This window comes from Kitasatospora sp. NPDC058048 (assembly GCF_042885555.1).
GTDB classification, from domain to species: domain Bacteria; phylum Actinomycetota; class Actinomycetes; order Streptomycetales; family Streptomycetaceae; genus Kitasatospora; species Kitasatospora lactacystinica.
In genome coordinates this window covers 66,908-83,994 of sequence record NZ_JBHVRT010000019.1, presented here as the reverse complement: position 1 = coordinate 83,994, position 17,087 = coordinate 66,908, and the positions used below count along the sequence as shown (strand labels likewise).

14 protein-coding genes are annotated in these 17,087 nt (G+C 74.1%); 8 read left to right on the top strand and 6 right to left on the bottom strand.

Annotation, left to right across the window (positions count from 1 at the left end):
• The first annotated feature begins 141 nt into the window (after positions 1 to 141).
• Entirely contained in the window at positions 142 to 855 is a 714-nt protein-coding gene (locus ACFVVA_RS21200) for an aminoglycoside N(3)-acetyltransferase (protein ID WP_387691558.1), read from the top strand.
• Positions 856 to 1,063: 208 nt separating this feature from the next.
• Positions 1,064 to 1,567, top strand: coding sequence for an N-acetyltransferase (locus ACFVVA_RS21195; protein ID WP_387691556.1), 504 nt, complete (start codon positions 1,064 to 1,066; stop codon positions 1,565 to 1,567).
• A gap of 119 nt (positions 1,568 to 1,686) precedes the next feature.
• Here ACFVVA_RS21195 and ACFVVA_RS21190 read toward each other — a convergent pair whose 3' ends face one another.
• Positions 1,687 to 2,253 (bottom strand): NIPSNAP family protein, encoded by a 567-nt coding sequence (locus ACFVVA_RS21190; protein WP_387691554.1) that lies wholly within the window; start codon positions 2,251 to 2,253, stop codon positions 1,687 to 1,689.
• 91 nt (positions 2,254 to 2,344) lie between these two features.
• On the opposite strand from ACFVVA_RS21190, the gene ACFVVA_RS21185 reads away from it, so the two are divergent.
• Positions 2,345 to 3,274 (top strand): helix-turn-helix transcriptional regulator, encoded by a 930-nt coding sequence (locus ACFVVA_RS21185; protein WP_387691552.1) that lies wholly within the window; start codon positions 2,345 to 2,347, stop codon positions 3,272 to 3,274.
• A 63-nt stretch (positions 3,275 to 3,337) separates the two neighbouring features.
• Here the strand turns inward: ACFVVA_RS21185 and ACFVVA_RS21180 are convergent, their stop codons facing one another.
• Positions 3,338 to 3,532 carry a DUF397 domain-containing protein gene (locus ACFVVA_RS21180; RefSeq protein WP_359902156.1) on the bottom strand — a complete coding sequence of 65 codons (195 nt, stop codon included), beginning with the start codon at positions 3,530 to 3,532 and terminating at the stop codon, positions 3,338 to 3,340.
• 198 nt (positions 3,533 to 3,730) lie between these two features.
• Between ACFVVA_RS21180 and ACFVVA_RS21175 the strand changes: the two genes are divergently transcribed.
• The 3 genes from ACFVVA_RS21175 (at position 3,731) to ACFVVA_RS21165 (ending at position 10,345) form a co-directional block, all read left to right on the top strand.
• A complete protein-coding gene (locus ACFVVA_RS21175; protein WP_387691550.1) occupies positions 3,731 to 5,272 on the top strand; it encodes a TIR-like protein FxsC in 1,542 nt (513 codons plus the stop codon).
• Complete coding sequence (gene fxsT, locus ACFVVA_RS21170) at positions 5,269 to 9,276, top strand: FxSxx-COOH system tetratricopeptide repeat protein (protein WP_380351892.1); 4,008 nt, start codon at positions 5,269 to 5,271, stop codon at positions 9,274 to 9,276. Before ACFVVA_RS21175 ends, fxsT begins: the two co-directional genes overlap by 4 nt.
• Positions 9,277 to 9,382: 106 nt before the next feature.
• Positions 9,383 to 10,345 carry a 2-hydroxyacid dehydrogenase gene (locus ACFVVA_RS21165; RefSeq protein ID WP_387691547.1) on the top strand — a complete coding sequence of 321 codons (963 nt, stop codon included), beginning with the start codon at positions 9,383 to 9,385 and terminating at the stop codon, positions 10,343 to 10,345.
• On the opposite strand, the gene ACFVVA_RS21160 is transcribed toward ACFVVA_RS21165, so the two are convergent.
• The 3 genes from ACFVVA_RS21160 to ACFVVA_RS21150 form a co-directional block, all read right to left on the bottom strand.
• Positions 10,316 to 11,212 (bottom strand): alpha/beta fold hydrolase, encoded by an 897-nt coding sequence (locus ACFVVA_RS21160; RefSeq protein WP_359902164.1) that lies wholly within the window; start codon positions 11,210 to 11,212, stop codon positions 10,316 to 10,318. The genes ACFVVA_RS21165 and ACFVVA_RS21160 overlap by 30 nt on opposite strands.
• Positions 11,213 to 11,235: 23 nt before the next feature.
• Positions 11,236 to 12,153 carry a DUF4231 domain-containing protein gene (locus ACFVVA_RS21155; RefSeq protein ID WP_387691545.1) on the bottom strand — a complete coding sequence of 306 codons (918 nt, stop codon included), beginning with the start codon at positions 12,151 to 12,153 and terminating at the stop codon, positions 11,236 to 11,238.
• A 297-nt stretch (positions 12,154 to 12,450) separates the two neighbouring features.
• Positions 12,451 to 13,215, bottom strand: a complete 765-nt coding sequence (locus ACFVVA_RS21150) for a sugar isomerase domain-containing protein (protein ID WP_387691663.1) — start codon at positions 13,213 to 13,215, stop codon at positions 12,451 to 12,453.
• Positions 13,216 to 13,436: 221 nt separating this feature from the next.
• Between ACFVVA_RS21150 and ACFVVA_RS21145 the strand changes: the two genes are divergently transcribed.
• Positions 13,437 to 14,129, top strand: a complete 693-nt coding sequence (locus ACFVVA_RS21145; protein WP_049649967.1) for a metal-dependent transcriptional regulator — start codon at positions 13,437 to 13,439, stop codon at positions 14,127 to 14,129.
• A gap of 404 nt (positions 14,130 to 14,533) precedes the next feature.
• Here the strand turns inward: ACFVVA_RS21145 and ACFVVA_RS21140 are convergent, their stop codons facing one another.
• Positions 14,534 to 15,247, bottom strand: a complete 714-nt coding sequence (locus tag ACFVVA_RS21140; protein ID WP_387691542.1) for a bifunctional DNA primase/polymerase — start codon at positions 15,245 to 15,247, stop codon at positions 14,534 to 14,536.
• Between the two features lie 306 nt (positions 15,248 to 15,553).
• On the opposite strand from ACFVVA_RS21140, the gene ACFVVA_RS21135 reads away from it, so the two are divergent.
• Positions 15,554 to 16,930, top strand: a complete 1,377-nt coding sequence (locus ACFVVA_RS21135) for a transcriptional regulator (RefSeq protein WP_359902173.1) — start codon at positions 15,554 to 15,556, stop codon at positions 16,928 to 16,930.
• Positions 16,931 to 17,087 lie beyond the last annotated feature (157 nt).

Sequence of the window (17,087 nt, the reverse complement as noted above, 5' to 3'; positions counted from 1 at the left end):
CGCCCCGGGTCCTCCCTCGCCCGGGGCCATCAACCCCGGGGAAACGCCATCCTCACCGAACCCCGCGGCGGCGTCGCCGTCGCCTCCCCCGTCCGTCCCCTCGTCCGCGACCTCGCCGACCTCGGGGTCCGTCCGGGCACGGTGCTGCACGTCCAGGCGTCCCTGCGCGCCCTCGGACCGGTGCCCGGAGGGGCGGCCGGTGTGGTCGAGGCCCTGCTCGAACTCCTCGGCCCCGACGGCACCCTGGTCGCCTACACCGCCACACCCGAGAACTCCGCCACCTCCCGCGTCCACCAGCGCGCCACCGCCGGTCTCTCCCCGGCGGCGGTGGCCGACTACCAGGCCCGGATGCCCCGCTTCGATCCGGCCACCACCCCGGCCTCGCCCTCCATGGGGGCGCTGTCGGAGGCGGTCCGCACCCACCCGGGCGCACTGCGCAGCCACCACCCGCAGACCTCCTGGGCGGCCGTGGGCCGGCTCGCCCGGGAGATCACCGGGCGCCACCCGCTGACCTCCCACCTCGGCCCGGAGTCGCCGCTCGGGCGGCTCTACGAACTGGACGCCCGAGTGCTGATGCTCGGCGTGCCGATGGGCCGGTTCACCGCCTTCCACCTGGCCGACCTGCGGATGCCCGACGTCCCGCTGCGCGAGTACCGCTGCGTCGGGGCGGACGGCTGGACCACCTTCCGGGCCCCCGACCTCGACGACCTCCACTTCGACCGCCTCGGGGAGGAGGTCCTGCGCACCGCCCGCGGCATCACCACCGCCCGCATCGGCACGGCCGACTGCCGGCTCGTCCCGGTGCGGGAGGCCGTCGACCTCGCCGAGGTCGTCCTGCGCCGCGGCCGCCCCTGACCCCCGCTCCTCGTTCTCACCCCTCGACACCCGGTCCCGCCCCTCCTCCTCGCCCCGCCCGTTCCCATCGCGTGCGCGGGAAGTCGGCTCGGCCGACTTCCCGCGCGAGACGTCAGGGGGTTGGTGATTCGGCGGCGGGTGGAGGGGGCGGCGGGTGCGGGGAAAATCCAGCGGGCCGGGCGTCCGCGCGGTGCTACGGTCGGGCGCCATGAGCTGGCTTCCCGATGACTTCGTCCATCCCGTCCAGGTGCCGCTGCCGGGCGGGGCCCACCACCTGCGGCCGGTCCGGGAGGCGGATGCCCCGCTCGACTACCCGGCCGTGATGGGCTCGCGCGAACGGCTGTGGACCCTCTTCGGTCCGGCCTGGGGCTGGCCCGCGGCCACCATGACCTTCGAGGCCAACCAGGCCGACCTGCTGCGGCACGAGAAGGAGATCGCCGCACACCAGTCCTTCAACTACGCGCTGCTCGACGCGGCCGAGACGGCCCTGCTCGGCTGCGTCTACATCGACCCGCCCGCGAAGGCCGGTGCGGACGGCGAGATCGCCTGGTGGGTGGTGGACGAACTGGTGGGAAGCGAGGTCGAGCGGGCCATGGACGCCCTGGTGCCGCGGTGGATCGCCGCCGACTGGCCGTTCGAGCGGCCCCGCTTCCTCGGCCGTGAGATCTCCTGGTCGGACTGGCTCGCCCTGCCCGCGCACCCCGGCGCGTGAGCCGGCCTCGTCCCCCGTCCTCCGTCCCCCGGCCCCCGGCCCACGCCGGGCCGCGGGGGCGAACGTCACGGGCCCCTGAGGGAGCGGGCACAACGGGCACGCCGGCGTGCACCCGGCGGCTACGGCGCGACTGGTTCCAGCCGAAGCCGCCGGGACGGCCAGGGGGCCGGCTCGGCGGGGCCGAACCAGACGCGGACGTCCTCGCCGGTGCGGACGGGCAGCCGGGGGAAGTCGTTCTCGGCGTGTTCGGTGCGGTGCAACGCGTGGTCCGGGAGCAAGTGTTCGGTGGCGAAGGAGTCGAAGGCGCCGCCGTGGACGGCCGCCGAAGCGGCCGGGTGGCAGACGGTGGCGAGGACCTCGCGGCCGCCCGCACGCGATGTGAATCCGGGGCCGCGCAGCAGCAGGACGTCGTCGCTGTCGACCATGGTGGCGTTGGCCGCGTCGCGGTGCTCCCGCCAGACCGGGCCGCCGTAGAAGGCCTCCAGGGCGCGCCGCCGGTCGGCCATGTCGGGGAAGGCGCGCAGCCAGACGAAGCGGTCCGGATCGTCGAGGTCGCGGAAGCGGCCGCCGACGGTGATGCCGACCGCCTGCTGGCCGGTCACGAACTCGCGCTCGAACAGCTCGATCAGGGTCTCCCGGGCGCCGGGGTGCAGGGTGTACTGGCGGAGTTCGACGACGAGGCTCATGCGGTGGCCGCCCCGGTGCGGGTGAAGTCGTTCATGCGCCGCAGCGTAGGAGCACTCTCCTGACACCTCCTGTCAGTGGATACTGGGCGGCATGCGCGCGAGTCGGCTGGTCGCCCTGCTCCTGCTGCTCCAGAACCGGGGCCGGCTGACCGCCGAGCAGCTGGCGGGGGAGCTGGAGGTCTCCTTCCGTACGGTCTACCGGGACGTCCAGGCGCTCGCCGCCGCCGGAGTCCCGCTGTACGGCGACGCCGGGCATGCCGGCGGGTACCGGCTGGTCGACGGCTACCGGACCCGCCTCACCGGGCTGACCGCCGACGAGGCCCAGGCCGCCTTCCTCGCCGCACTCCCGGGCGCCGCCGCCGAGTTGGGCCTCGGCGAGGCGCTCACCGCCGCCCAGCTCAAACTGCGGGCGGCCCTGCCGGCGGAGCTGCGCGAGCATGCCGGGCGGATCCAGGAGCGCTTCCTGCTCGACGCGCCCGGCTGGTACGGCGCGGCGGACGAGACCCCGCACCTGGCCGCCGTCGCCGCCGCGGTGTGGGAGCGGCGGGCGGTGGTGCTGCGGTACCGGCGCTGGCGGGCGCCGGAGGAGATCGAGCGGCGGGTGGAGCCGTACGGGCTGGTGCTCAAGGCCGGGCGCTGGTACCTGGTCGCCGCCGGTCCGGGCGGGATGCGTACGTACCGGGTCGATCAGGTCGTCGGACTGCGCGCGCTGGACGAGGAGTTCGCGGTGCCGGACGGCTTCGGCCTGGGCGCGTACTGGACGGGCTACCTCGCCGACTTCCGGGCCCGGCTGCACACCGGGGAGGCGCTGGTCCGGCTCACCCCGGAGGGCGCCCGGCGCCTCGGGGTCGCCGCCGCGGACGAGGGCTGGACGGAGGCCCGGGTGCCGATCGAGTCGCTGGACCACGCGCACGGGGAGTTCCTGCGGCTGGGCGCCGACGTCGAGGTGCTGGAACCGGCCGAACTCCGTGACCGCATCGCCAGGACGGTACGGGCCCTGGCCGCCCGCTACGGGGGGTGATCCTCGGGCTCGGCCGGCCGGGCGCCCGACCGGCGGGGTGCCGGCCGGGCGGGGTCGGGCGGGTCAGGCGACGAAGTGGTCGAACTCGCCGGCCTTGGCGCCGAGCACCCAGGCGTTGAACTTGATGCGGGTGGTGGTGACGACGAGGGTGGGGTCGTCGGACTGCCGGATGTAGACGTGGTCGCCCTCGGAGGCGATCTCGATCCAGTCATCCTTGTCGCTGCTGGTGCTGGACCTCTGCCAGTCGAGGTGGTCCACGAGTGCCCTCCTGGTGGTGCGTGGCGGCCGTATCGAGGGTACTGGTCCCAGTGCACGGTTGGCGGCATCGTTTCGGTCATGTCAATTCGTGCGAGACGTTGTGCTATTCCATTGGGGTGTCAGTCGTTCCTACACTGAAGCCCCGCCGCACGGGGGCTGCGGGAGGCAGGTTTGCCGACGGGCCCGGGGGAGGCGCGTGTGACTGACCGGGGCTGGGACGAGGACGATGCCCGGCCGTACTTCTTCCTCTCCTACGCGCACACCCCCAAGGCCGGTGCGCGGGGCGCGAGCGACCCGAACCACTGGGTCAGGCAGTTGTACCGGGACCTCTGCGAGGCGGTGCTCCAGCTCACCACGGTCCCGGACGGGGCCGCGGTCGGCTTCATGGACGAGTCCATGCACCAGGGCGAGCTGTGGGCCGAACGACTGTCCGACGAGTTGGCGACCTGCCGGGTTTTCGTACCCCTGTACTCGCCGAGGTACTTCAACAGCGTTCCGTGCGGCCAGGAATGGCACGCCTTCACCCGCCGGCCGGTCTACCCGGCGAACCTCGACTCCGAGCGCACCAGCGGCATCGTCCCGGTGCTGTGGGCGCCGATGAGCCGCTACCGGCTGCCGAACGTGGCCAGTGAACTCCAGTTCAACCACGCGAGTTTCGGGCCCGAGTACGCCACCGAGGGCCTGTACGCCCTGATGAAGCTCAGCTACTTCCGCTCCGCCTACGAGCTGGCGGTGCACCGGCTGGCGGCCCGGATCGTGCAGGTCGCGGAGGAGACGGTGATCCCGGTCGGGCGGCGGCTGGGATTCAACGGCCTGCCGAGCGCGTTCAACGTCACCGCCCCGACCAAGCAGCTGCGGATCTCCGTACTCGCCTACCACCAGAACGAGTTGCCCGCCGACCGCAGCCCCGACTACTACGGCGAGCGGCGCACCGACTGGCACCCGTACCGGCCGGTCGGCTCGCCGATCGCCCAGCACGCGGCGCGCCTCGCCCGGCAGTTGGGGTTCCAGCCGACCGTGCACGAGTTCGACGAGGAGGTCGAGTCGATCATCGGGGGCAACGCCGAGGCGCCCGGCCTGCTGCTGCTCGACCGCTGGGCGCTGCGCGACCCGCGCCGGCGCGAGCTGGTCCGGCGCTTCGACCGCTCGGACGCCACCTGGGTGAGCATCCTGGAGCCGTTCAACGGCGACGACCCGGAGTGCGCCGACCGCGCCGACGAGCTGGGCGACCTGACCGACGAGACGCTGCGCATCACCCGGCGGGCGAGCCGGCCGAGCTTCCTCGGCGCGACCGGACCGACCGGGCTGCACTCCCTGGAGGACTTCGACGACGCGCTGCCCCGGGCGGCGATGAAGGCCAAGTACGCGTTCGAGGGCCGCACCCGGGCCGAACCGGAGGAACCGCCGCCGCCCCGGCCGAGCCTGCGGGACGCGTTCCGGCGCGGCACGGGCGGGTACGGACCGGACGGGTCCCCGGCCGACCCCTTCGAGTACGACCGGGGCGACGACCGGGACGACCGCGCCGACGACCGAGCCGGCGGCAACGGCACCGGCCGCACCACCAGCACCACCCACCGACGTCGGGACAACGGCGACGACCCGCACCGCGAGCGCGACCCGCACCGTGAGCAGGACCCGCACCGTGAGCAGGACCCGCACCGCGAGCACGACCCGTACCGCGACGACGGCGATGAACCCGATGACGGGATGGCGCCCTTGGGAGGACGAGGACCGCGATGACTGACAACCGCACCAGGAACCTCCGTCTCGGCGGGCTCACCTCCGCCGACCTGGCCGCCCAGCGGGAGGCCGAGCGGCAGGCGGCGGAACAGGACCGCAACGGCCGGATCATCACCTTCTACTCGTACAAGGGCGGTACCGGCCGCACCATGGCGCTCGCCAACACCGCCTGGATCCTGGCCGCCAACGGCTTCCGCGTGCTCACCGTGGACTGGGACCTGGAGGCGCCCGGCCTCGCCAAGTTCTTCCACCCGTTCCTCGACCCGGCCTCGCTGGCCGGGACCACCGGGATGATGGACCTGATCGCCGAGTACCGCGAGGAGGCGCTGCGCCCGGTCGAGCACGCCGAGGGCTGGCACCTGGACTTCGCCCGGGTGCACCCGCACGCGCTCTCGCTCACCTGGCCGCACTTCCCGGCCGGCGGCAGCCTGGACTTCCTCTCCGCGGGCCAGTTCAACCGGGACTACTCCGAGGCCGTCACCCACCTCGACTGGGACATCTTCTACGACCGCTTCGACGGCGGGCAGTTCTTCGACGCCCTCAAGGCCGACATGGCCAAGCGCTACGACTACGTGCTGATCGACTCCCGCACCGGCCTGTCCGACATCGCCGAGATCTGCACCGTCCAGATGCCCGACGACCTGGTGGTCTGCTTCACCCTCAGCGACCAGTCCATCGACGGCGCCTCCCGGATCGCCCAGCACATCCACGACCGCTACCGCGAGCGCGGCATCCGCATCCTGCCCGTCCCGATGCGCATCGACGAGGGCGAGAAGGAGAAGGCCGACGCCGGCCGCGCCCTCGCCCGGGTCCGCTTCGACGGGCTGCCGGCCGGCTTCGACGGCGAGGAACTCGCCCAGTACTGGGGCTCGGTGGAGATCCCGTACCGGCCGTTCTACGCCTACGAGGAGATCCTCGCGACCTTCGGCGACCAGACCGGCACGCCCACCTCGATGCTGGCCGCCTGCGAGCGGCTCACCTCCATGATCACCGAGGGGCGGGCGGCCGGCCTGCCGCCGGTGGACGAGGAGGTGCGGCTGCGCTTCGTGGACGCGTTCACCCGCCGCCGCCCCTCCGTGCCCGCCGACCTCTACCTCTCCTACGTCCCCGAGGACCGGATGTGGGCGGACTGGATCGAGTCCGTCCTGACCAGGGCCGGCTTCCGGGTGCTGCCGCGCGACCTCAGCGCCGGCACCGACCCGCGCGAGGAGACCGAGCGCGGCATCGACTCCGCGTACCGGACGGTCGCCGTGCTCTCGCCCGCCTACCAGCGCTCCCCGCAGGCGCGGGCGCTGTGGGAGTCGGTGGTCAGCTCCGACCCCTCCGGCACCCGCCGCCAGCTGCTGCCCGTCCGGGTCGGCGACGTGCGGCTCACCGCGCCGTTCAGCAACCGCAACCCGGTCGACCTGGTCGGCCGCGACGAGACGCAGTCGATCCAGAGCCTGCTGCGCGCGCTCGGCCGCGGCGACACCCCGCTCGACGACGCGCCCAGCGGCGGCCCGCGCTTCCCCGGCAGCAAGCCCTCGGTGTGGGACGTCCCGCCGCGCAACCCCTCCTTCACCGGCCGTTCCGCCGTCCTGGAGCAGCTGCGCAACCAGCTGCGCGGCGGCATGGCGGCCGTGCTGCCCACCCCGCAGACCCTGTACGGGCTCGGCGGCGTCGGCAAGACCCAGGTGGCGCTGGAGTACGCCCACCGCTTCATGTCCGACTACGACCTGGTCTGGTGGATCGACGCCGAGCAGACCGAGCTGGTCGCGCCGGCGCTGGCCGAACTCGCCCGCCGGCTGGGCCTGCGGGTCGGCGACTCGGTGACCGAGGCCGCCGAGGCGGCCAGGGAGGCGCTGCGGCGCGGCGTGCCCACCTCGCGCTGGCTGCTGATCTTCGACAACGCCGACGAGCCCGCCGAGATCCGCCGGTTCTTCCCCGGCGGCTCCGGCCACATCCTGGTCACCTCCCGCAACCAGGCCTGGACCGGGCACGCCGAGGCGCTGGAGGTCGACGTCTTCACCCGCGGCGAGAGCGTCGAGCACCTGTGCCGGCGCGCCCGCAGCCTCTCCCGCCCGGACGCCGACCGGGTCGCCGAGGCGGTCGGGGACCTGCCGCTGGCCGTCGAGGTGGCCGCCGCCTGGCTGGACACCACCGGCACCCCGGTGGAGACCTACGTCTCCCAGCTGCACGCCGAGGCCGCCCGCGCACTGGCCGTCGGCCGCCCGGCCGACTACCCGACGCCGGTCGCCGCGACCTGGAACGTGTCGATCGGACGGCTGCGCCAGCAGTCCCCGGCGGCCGTCCGGCTGCTCCAGCTGTGCGCGTTCTTCGCGCCCGAGCCGATCTCGATGAACCTCTTCTACAGCGACCAGATGATCCGGGCGCTGGTGAAGTTCGACGCCGACCTCAGCGACAAGTTCATGCTGGGCAAGGTGATCCAGGCGATCGGCCGGTATGCGCTGGCCAAGGTCGACGCCGGCAGCAACAGCTTCCAGGTGCACCGGCTCGTCCAGGCGGTGATCCGGGCCGGGATGACCGCCGACGAGCAGGAGATCGCCGTCCACGAGGTGCACCGCATCCTCACCGGCGCCCGGCCCGTCCTCGGCGACACCGACGACCCGGCCAACTGGCCCGCCTTCGACGAGATCTGGCCGCACCTGTCGCCGTCCAAGGCGCACAACTGCGACGAGGCGGACACCCGCCAGCTGCTCATCGACCGGGTCCGCTACCTGTGGAAGCGCGGCGAGCTCGACCGCGCCCGCGACCTCGGCCACGCCCTGGACGTGGAGTGGACCGGCAAGCTCGGCGAGAACGACCGGCAGACCCTGCTGCTGCGCTTCCAACTCGCCAACGTGCTGCGCTCCCAGGGCAACTACGGTGAGGCGCTGGCCCTGGACGAGGACACCCTGGAGCGCCAGCGGGGCCTGCTCGGCGAGCACCACCCGTACACACTGATGACGGCCGGCTCGCTCGGCGCCGACCGCCGGGCGCTCGGCCGGTTCCAGGCCGCGCTCGACCTCGACCGCGAAATCCTCGACCAGTTCCGCGAGTTGTTCGGCGACGACAACCCGCGCACGCTCTCCATGGCGAACAACCTGGCGATCGACTACCGGCTGGTCGGCGACAGCGAGGCGGCCCGCGAACTCGACCAGGAGACCCTCGACCGGCGCACCGCCGTCCTCGGCCCCAAGCACCCCTACACCCTGTCCACCAAGTCCAACCTGGCCCGCGACCTGCGCGAACTCGGCGACTACCGCGGCTCGGTGGACCTGCTCCAGGAGGTCACCTCCGACCTCGGCGACGTGCTCGACCCGGACCTGCCGGAGAACCTGCGCAACGCCAAGTCGCTGGCCGTCTCGCTGCGCCGGATCGGCCAGCTCGCCGAGGCCCGCCGGATCACCAAGGAGACCTACGAGCGCTACCTGGAGCGCTACGGCGCCGACGCCCCCGACGCGCTCGCCTGCGCGCTCAACCTGGCCGCCGACCACAGCGCCTCCGGAGACAAGGAGGCCGCCCGCGACCTCTGCTCCACCGTCTTCGAGGGCCACCGGCGGCTGTTCGGCGACGAGCACCCGTTCACCCTGGCCTGCGCCAACAACCTCGGCATCTACCTGCGGGGCAGCGGCGACGTCCCGGGCGCCATCGAGCGCGGCCGGCTCACCGTCGAGGGGCTGACCCGCTCGGTCGGGCCGGAGCACCCGTACACCCTCAACGCGATGATCAACCTGGCCAACGCCTACGGCGACGACGGGCAGCTGGACCGCGCCGAGCGGCTCGGCCGGGCCGCGTACCAGGGGCTGTGCGACCGCTACAGCGCCCAGCACCCGGACGCGGTGGCCTGCGAGGCCAACCTGGCGATCACCCTGCGGTCCGGCGGGCGGCACACCCAGGCGGCCGAGCTGAGGGCGCGGGCGATCTCCGAGCTGATCCGGCAGGTCGGCGAGGAGCACCCCAACACGGTCTCCGCGCGGGGCTGGAAGCGGATCAACCGCGACCTGGAGCCGCAGCCGGTCTGACCGGGAAGGGGGGCGGGGTGCGTGCCCGGACCAGGGGTGCGCCGCCGGCGAGGGGCGCGCGGCCGGACGAGGGTGCGCCGCCGGACCGGGGGTACGCTCCCTGACCATGAGCACCCCGCCCCCGGTCCTGGTCACCCGGCGCCTCGCCCCCGGCGTCGTCGAACGGCTCACCGCGTACCACGCCGCCACCTGCCACGACTCCGACCTGGCGATGGACCGGGCCGCGCTGCTGGACGCCGTCCGCGGCCGACGGGCCGTGATCACCACCCTGGACGACCGGGTGGACGCCGGGTTCCTCGACGCGGCCGGCCCGCAGCTGGCCGTCGTCGCCAACCACGCCGTCGGCTACCACAACGTGGACGTGGCCGCCTGCGCCGAACGCGGCGTCCTGGTCACCAACACCCCGGGCGTGCTCACCACCGCCACCGCCGACATGGCCTGGGCACTGCTGCTGGCCGCCACCCGCCGGCTCGGCGAGGGCGAACGGCTGCTGCGCTCCGGCGCGTCCTGGACCTGGGCGCCGAACTTCCTGCTCGGCCTGGAGCTGGCCGGCACCCCGCTGGGCGTGCTCGGCATGGGCCGGATCGGCCGGGCGGTGGCCCGCCGGGCCCGCGCCTTCGACATGCCGGTCAGCTACCACAACCGCCGCGAACTGCCGGCCGGTCAGGCCGAGGGCGCCGACTGGAAGCCGCTGGAGGACCTGCTCGCCACCTCCACCGTGCTGGTCGTCACCTGCCCGTTCACCGAGGGGACCCGGCACCTGCTGGACGCCCGCCGCCTCGCCCTGCTGCCGCGCGGTGCGGTGGTGGTCAGCATGACCGCGGGCGTGGTGGACGAGGAGGCGCTGGCCGCCGCGCTGGAGTCCGGCGCGCTGTTCGCCGCCGCCGTGGACAACTTCGAGCACGAGCCGGCCGTCCCGTCCGCGCTGCTCGCCCAGGAGCGCGCGGTGCTCGCCCCGCACCTGGGCAGCGCCACCGTCCGCACCCGGCAGGCGATGGGCAGCCTGGCGGTGGACAACGTGCTGGCGGTGCTCGGCGGCTCAGCGCCCCTGACGCCGGTGGAGGTCTGAGCCCGGGCCGCCCCAGCCCGCGGCCCAGGCCAGCGCGGTGGTCATCACCCGGAACGCCCCGAAGTGCGCGGCGCCGGGCTCCAGGAACAGTTCGGCGTCCGGGATGTGGTCGGCCAGCCAGCGGGAGTGGTCGACCGGCGAGAACTGGTCGTCCGCGCCGTGCCAGAGCCAGGTCGGCACCCGGACCGACCCGACCTCGAACCCCCAGTCGGCGGTGAAGGCCAGCACGTCGTCGATCCAGCCGTCGGCGCCGTGCCGGAACGCCTCCCGGTAGTTGCTCTGGAGCATCCGCCGCAGTCCGCTGTCGGCCACCACCTCCCGGTCGGCGGCGGAGAGTTCGGTGCGCAGCCCGTTCAGCAGCCGGACCGGGTCGTCCTTGATCTGCCGGGAGCGGAACTCCATCGCGTCGGCGATCCGGCCGTGCCCGCGCTCGGCCTCCTGGTAGGCGCGGACGTTGGACGGCGTCATCCCCGCGTACCAGTCCAGGCCGGCCGCGTTGCGCGGCGCGAGGCCGACCAGCACCGCCGCCCGGCTGACCCGCCCCGGCAGCAGCGCCGCGCAGGCCAGCGCGTGCGGGCCGCCGCCGGAGCGGCCGAGCACCGCGAAGCTGTCCAGCCCGAACTCGTCCGCGATGGTCCGCACGTCCGCGGCCGCCGCGCTCACCCGGCGGCCGAACAGCCGGGTCGAGTCGCCGTAGCCCGGCCGGTCGTACGAGATCAGCCGCACGCCCAGCCGGTACAGCACGGTGCTGCGCGGGTGCGGGCCGACCCGGCTGCCGGGCATGCCGTGCAGCAGGAACACCGGACGGCCGCGCGGGTCGCCGAGGGACTCGACGGCGAGCGCGCGGTCGTCCGCCGTTTTGATCATCCGTAACGACACCTGCGGCCTCCTCAGTGCTCCGGGTCGGTTGCGTGCTCCCGGTCGGTGGTGGTGCGTACCTCCCGGCGGGCCTGCCAGGTGGTGTGCTCGCGGGAGATCGCGTCCTCGGCGTCCCGGGCCAGGCGGGCCCAGATCTCCTCGGCCTCCATCGACTCCAGGTCCAGCTGGGCGAGTTGGCGCTGGATCTGCGCCAGCTCCTCGGCGGCCAGGGCGTACGCGGCGGCCAGCGGCCGGTACTGGCGCAGCTGCGCCCAGGCGGCGACCGAGGCGGCCACCGCCGAGACCGTGCCCAGCGCGTCGTAGCTGAACGCGCCGAGCGCCCGCAGCAGGGCGAGCACCAGTCCGAGCGCCGGCAGCAGCACGCCCAGCACCCCGGCCCAGTGCCCGGCGCGGGCGCAGTAGCGGGCCTTGGCGCGGTACCAGTCGTGCTGCAGCTGGATCCGCTCGGCCAGGTACACCTCGCGGCGCACCGCCAGCGGCTGGCCGCGCAGGTCGTGCATGGCCGGGGTGATCTCCACCCCGGCGTCCGGGACGGCCACCGGGCTGTCCCGGAACGCGCCGAGCACCCCGGAGAGCTGGAAGCGGTACAGGCCCTCGGCGTCCGGCAGGGCGCGCGGCGGGGGCTGGTAGGCGTCGGCCCGGACGGCGTACTTCCAGGCCAGCGTCTTCACCGACTCGGCGGCCGCCCGCCCCTCGTACCAGAGGCCCTGCGGGTTCTGCCGGCTGATCACCACCGCCAGCACGATCGCGCCGAGGTAGGCGGCCGCCGCGGGCCAGGCCCAGGGCTCGCCGTCGGCCGAGCCGGTCGCCGCGGCGACCACCAGCAGGACCAGTTCCCAGGCGGAGAGCAGCACCGAGCGCCGCTGCCCGCGCAGCGACGCCGAGTCGGCGGCCCAGAAGAACTCGGGCAGCAGGTCCCGCTCACGCACCCACCCGGTCCGTCCCGCAACAGACGCCATGTTCGGCCCCCACCAGTCGCTCCGGTCGCACCGCTCTCCTGCCCCGGGGGACTCGCCGGTACGCCTGGTGACGGCCGGGGCGGCCGGATGTGGCCGGGAAGCCCCGGTGGTTGTCCGGTACTCCCCGTGTTCATGCCGGTACCCAGCGTGCGGGAGGTGGCGGGGGCGCGCACCGGTCGGCGGATGTGCGCGGGCGACCTGCCGGTGCGGCCGGGCGGAGTGCGGGCCGGTGCGCGCGGCCGGCGGGTGCGGCCCGGCGGGTGCCGCTCAGTAGGTGTAGAAGACCCGCTCGGTGTTCTCGGCCATCTGCTCGGCGTTCCACTCGGTGCCGCCCGGGACGTTGCCGGAGCGGAACAGCGGCGGCGCGGGGCACTCCCCGGCGGCCGCCCGGTCGGCCAGCCGGCCGACCGCGGAGGCGACCACGGCCTGCATCAGCGCGCTGGTCACGATGGTGGAGACCGGGCCGAAGGTGGTCTCGGCGCCCGGGTGGGTCAGCTCGCCGTCGCCGACCGCGATCTTGCTGTCCAGCACCACGTCGCAGTGGTCCTTGAGGTAGGTGCCGGTCGGGTGCGCCGAGGGCACCTCCCGCGGGTACGCCAGCGAGGTCACGCCGACCACCTTGAGGCCGCGGTCCCGGGCGTAGCGGGCCAGCTCGACCGGCATCACCTGGCGGCCGGAGAGCGAGATCACGAACAGCAGGTCCCCGGCGGTCGCCGGAGTCAGGTCCAGGGTGGCGGTGGCCAGCCCGGAGACCCGCTCCAGCGCGCTGGACAGCGGCGCGGGCATCACGGTCACCCCGGCGGTCCCGGGCACGTTCAGCAGGTTCACCGGGACCAGTCCGCCGGCCCGGTAGACCACGTCCTGGGCCGGCAGCGCGGAGTGCCCGGCACCGAAGGTGAAGACCCGGCGACCCTCGGTCATCGCCTCCGCCAGCAGCGCGGCGGCGGCCTCGATGGTGTCGGCCTCCTCCTCGCGGACCCGCTGGAGGTGGGAGATCGCGGCGTCGAAGTACCGGCCGACCAGGTCGTTCATCTGCTGCCTTCGCTCTCTGCCGGTGGGGGATTCCGGCCGGGTGGGGTGGTCCGGGTGGTCCAGACCGCCGGTGGAGAAAGCTTCGGCGAGCACGGTCGCGCCCCGGTGGCATCGTTGTCAACAGGAACAAAACGGGCCTCCGGAGCCCCGGGGCGGGCCCGGTTGTCGGTCCGGTACGTCAGAATTGGCGGTGAGGACACCGAAGAACGGAGCCAGCGGCGATGTCTGGGCTGATCGACACCACTGAGATGTACCTTCGCACCATCCTGGAGCTGGAGGAGGAGGGCATCGTCCCGATGCGTGCCCGGATCGCGGAGCGCCTGGAACAGAGCGGCCCCACGGTCAGCCAGACGGTCGGCCGGATGGAGCGCGACGGGCTGCTCCAGGTCGCCGGGGACCGCCACCTCGAACTGACCGAGGAGGGCCGCCGGCTCGCGGTGCGCGTCATGCGCAAGCACCGCATCGCCGAGTGCCTGCTCGTCGACGTGATCGGCCTGGAGTGGGAGCAGGTGCACGAGGAGGCCTGCCGCTGGGAGCACGTGATGAGCGAGACGGTCGAGCGCAAGGTGCTCGCCATGCTCGGCCACCCCACCCAGTCGCCGTACGGGAACCCGATCCCGGGTCTGGACGAGCTGGGCGACACCAAGGCCGAGGGCGAGGGCTTCGACGCCGGGCTCGTCCCGCTGGACACCGTCAAGCCGGGCGAGGCCGGGGCCGACGTGGTGGTCCGCCGGATCGGCGAGCCGATCCAGACCGACAGCGCGCTGATGAGCACCCTGCGCCGGGCCGGTGTCCGGCCGGGCTCCACGGTCAAGGTGAGCGCCGGCGTCGGCGGCGTGCTGGTCGGCACCGGGGACAACGCGGCGGAGCTGGGCAAGGACATCGCCCAGCACGTCTTCGTCGCCCAGGCCTGAGGCGCCGGACGCGAACAGTCGAGCGGGCCCGCTGCTCCCCATGCAGCGGGCCCGCTCGCCTCCCCGTTCCCTCCCGCCCCTCCCCGTCCCCTCCTTTTCCCTCCCGCTTCCCCTCCGTCGCCGCCGCCCGGCTTCCCCGTCCGAGCGCCCCTGCCGGCGTCCCCACACACCGCAATTCCTCCCCTCGGCCGATCATGGCAATCCTTGAGTGCCGTCACTCGTACGAGGGGCTTCTCCCGTTGACCAGCGGGTACACGGAAGCCTTATCCGGACATGCGTATGACGGGCCCCGTCCCCGGTGGGGGACAAGGCCCGTCACTCGCGCGCGTTGTGTCGCGCGGTGCGCACCCTCACCCGATCGGCGGAGGGCGGCCGTTCGAGGGGCCGGGCGGAACCGGCGGAACTCAGCCCACCGGCGTCGGCCGGGCGGCCCGGGCGGCGCGGCCCGAGGGCGTCTCGCGGGCGCAGGCGTAGGCCAGCGGGCCGATCAGCTCGGCGGCGTCCGGCAGCCAGCGGTTGAGCGCGGAGGGGGAGCGGGCCCACTGGGCGTACCCGAGGGAGCCGATCCGGGACGGCGGGGCGACCGTCCAGTCCCCCTCGCCCCGGGCGACCAGGTCCAGCCGGCCCGGCGGCCGGCCGAGCCGGCGGAGCATCTCCGGGAGCCTGGCCGCGGCCCCGGGCAGTGCCAGGAAGTGCAGTCGCCGCCCGATCCGTCCGGGCGCGGCGGGCTGGACCACGACCGGGCCGAGCTGGAGGTCCATCCGCTCCATCCGGGCGAGCGCCAGGCAGCCGGCCGTCTCCGGGACGTCCAGCACGTCGAACGAGCGCCCGGTGGGCAGCAGGATCGACGCCCGGGGCCGGTCGGTCCACCAGCTCCGCACCGCGCCGGGGCCGGCGCTCGCCGTGCGCGCCCAGTCCGCGTCCAGCGGGTGGGCGCCCGGCAGCGTGCAGCGGTGGTCCCCGCAGGAGCAGCGGACACCGCCGCCGCCGTCGTCGATCAGCCAGGCGCCCGGGGCCACCTCCCAGTGGCGGTTCTCGGCGTAGCCGACGGCTTCGACGAGCAAGGGGGGTGGAGCGGCCTTCTCGTTCCGGTCCGAGGCGTCGGGGATGTCTTCCACGGGGTACTCAACTACCGTGTGTGAGGCTGGTTACGGCCCGATGGCGCCCGGTTGGGTGCATCCCGGCAATGTCACCCGTTCCGGTTAGTCGACCGAGTTGGTGGGGCCGAGGGCAGGCGCAGTGGGGGCGCACAGGAGCATTTCCCAGGGCGCAAGGGGGGTGCGGTTCGTCACCGTGGGTATCCCGCTGGCGTTGCTGATCGCTAACCTGGTGTCAGATTCCTTGGACGGTCGGACAGTCGGCAACAGATCAGCAGAATCGTCGCCCGCCGGCCGGGACCGGAGGGTGTGGGGAGGCGAAGCCCAATGGCCGCGAGACCACTCGTCGCACGACAGCCCAACGAGCGTCTGCAGCAACTGATCCAGGAGGCCAGCTGCTCCAACGCCGGCCTGGCCCGGAGGGTCAACCTCTGCGGCGCCGAGCACGGGCTGGACCTTCGGTACGACAAGACCTCCGTGGCCCGCTGGCTGCGCGGGCAGCAGCCGCGCGGGCAGGCGCCGGCCGTGATCGCCGAGGCCCTGGGCCGCAAGCTCGGCCGCAGCGTGTCGGTCGAGGAGATCGGCATGGCGGACGGCAAGAACCTGAGCTCCGGCATCGGGCTCCAGTTCGCGCCGACCATCGGTGCCGCCCTGGAGCAGGTCTGCGAGCTCTGGCGCAGTGACGTCGGCCGGCGGGACTTCCTGACCGGCGCGACGGTCGCCGCCTCCGCGCTGGTGGAACCCAGCCGGGACTGGCTGATCACCCCGCCGGACCCGGTGGTGGCGCGGGCCGGCGGCCCCCGGGTCGGCCCGACCGACGTGGCCGCGATCAGGGCGACCACCACGATGCTGGTCGACCTGGACCACCGCTTCGGCAGCGGTCATGTGCGCCCGGTGGTGGTGCACTACCTCAACTCGGTGGTCTCCGGCCTGCTCGGCGGGGCCTACCGGGAGGAGACCGGTCGCCAACTCTTCGCCGCAGTGGCCCGGTTGACCGAACTGGCCGGCTACATGGCGGTGGACACCGGGCAGCCCGGCCTCGCCCAGCGCTACTACATCCAGGCGCTGCGGCTGGCCCAGGCCGCCGACGACCGCGGCTACGGCGGCTACGTGCTGGCCGCCTCGATGAGCCACCTGGCGGCGACCCTCGGCAACCCGCGGGAGATCGCCCAACTCGCCCGCGCCGCCCAAGAGGGCGCCCGCTCGGTGGCCACCCCGACGGCGATGGCGATGTTCTACGCCGCCGAGGCCCGCGGCCACGCCCTGCTCGGTGACGCCCGCTCCTGCGAGACGGTGTCGGCCAGGGCCCTGGAGATGATGGAGCGCCGCCGCCCGGAGGACGACCCGGACTGGATCGCCCACTTCGACGACGCCTACCTCGCCGACGAGTTGGCCCACTGCCACCGGGACCTGGAGCAGGCCGGCCAGGCCGAGCACTACGCCCGCCGGGCGCTCGACCTGCACCCGCCGACCCGGGTCCGGCGCCGTGCGGTGGACCTCGTCCTGCTGGCCACCGCCCAGCTCCAGCAGCGGGACCTGGAACGCGCCTGCGAGACGGGCGCCCAGGCGGTCCGGCTGCTGAGCGGGCTGCGGTCCAACCGGGGCGTGGAGTACCTGGACGAGTTCCGGCGCCGGCTGGAGCCCTACCGGGAGCAGCGGGTGGTCCGGGAGTTCCACGCCCGCGCGGACGCCGAGGCGGCCTAGCGGGCGCCGGGCCGGTCTCCGTGTCCCGGGCGCGGGCCCGCCTCCGCGCCTCGGGCCCGGGGGCGGCCCGGGCCCTGGGCGGTCGCGGATCGTCTGTGCAGGGAGCGTGATGGATGTCCCGCCCACGTGGTCACCCGGTGAGGCGAACCGGTAGCGT

What these genes read in the sequence shown, in the direction of transcription:
- ACFVVA_RS21135 (WP_359902173.1), top strand. Translation starts at nt 15,554, where the DNA reads ATGGCCGCGAGACCACTCGTCGCACGACAGCCCAACGAGCGTCTGCAG.
- ACFVVA_RS21185 (WP_387691552.1), top strand. Translation starts at nt 2,345, where the DNA reads ATGCGCGCGAGTCGGCTGGTCGCCCTGCTCCTGCTGCTCCAGAACCGG.
- ACFVVA_RS21150 (WP_387691663.1), bottom strand. Translation starts at nt 13,215, where the DNA reads ATGAACGACCTGGTCGGCCGGTACTTCGACGCCGCGATCTCCCACCTC.
- ACFVVA_RS21145 (WP_049649967.1), top strand. Translation starts at nt 13,437, where the DNA reads ATGTCTGGGCTGATCGACACCACTGAGATGTACCTTCGCACCATCCTG.
- ACFVVA_RS21190 (WP_387691554.1), bottom strand. Translation starts at nt 2,253, where the DNA reads ATGAGCCTCGTCGTCGAACTCCGCCAGTACACCCTGCACCCCGGCGCC.
- ACFVVA_RS21160 (WP_359902164.1), bottom strand. Translation starts at nt 11,212, where the DNA reads ATGATCAAAACGGCGGACGACCGCGCGCTCGCCGTCGAGTCCCTCGGC.
- ACFVVA_RS21195 (WP_387691556.1), top strand. Translation starts at nt 1,064, where the DNA reads ATGAGCTGGCTTCCCGATGACTTCGTCCATCCCGTCCAGGTGCCGCTG.
- ACFVVA_RS21165 (WP_387691547.1), top strand. Translation starts at nt 9,383, where the DNA reads ATGAGCACCCCGCCCCCGGTCCTGGTCACCCGGCGCCTCGCCCCCGGC.
- fxsT (WP_380351892.1), top strand. Translation starts at nt 5,269, where the DNA reads ATGACTGACAACCGCACCAGGAACCTCCGTCTCGGCGGGCTCACCTCC.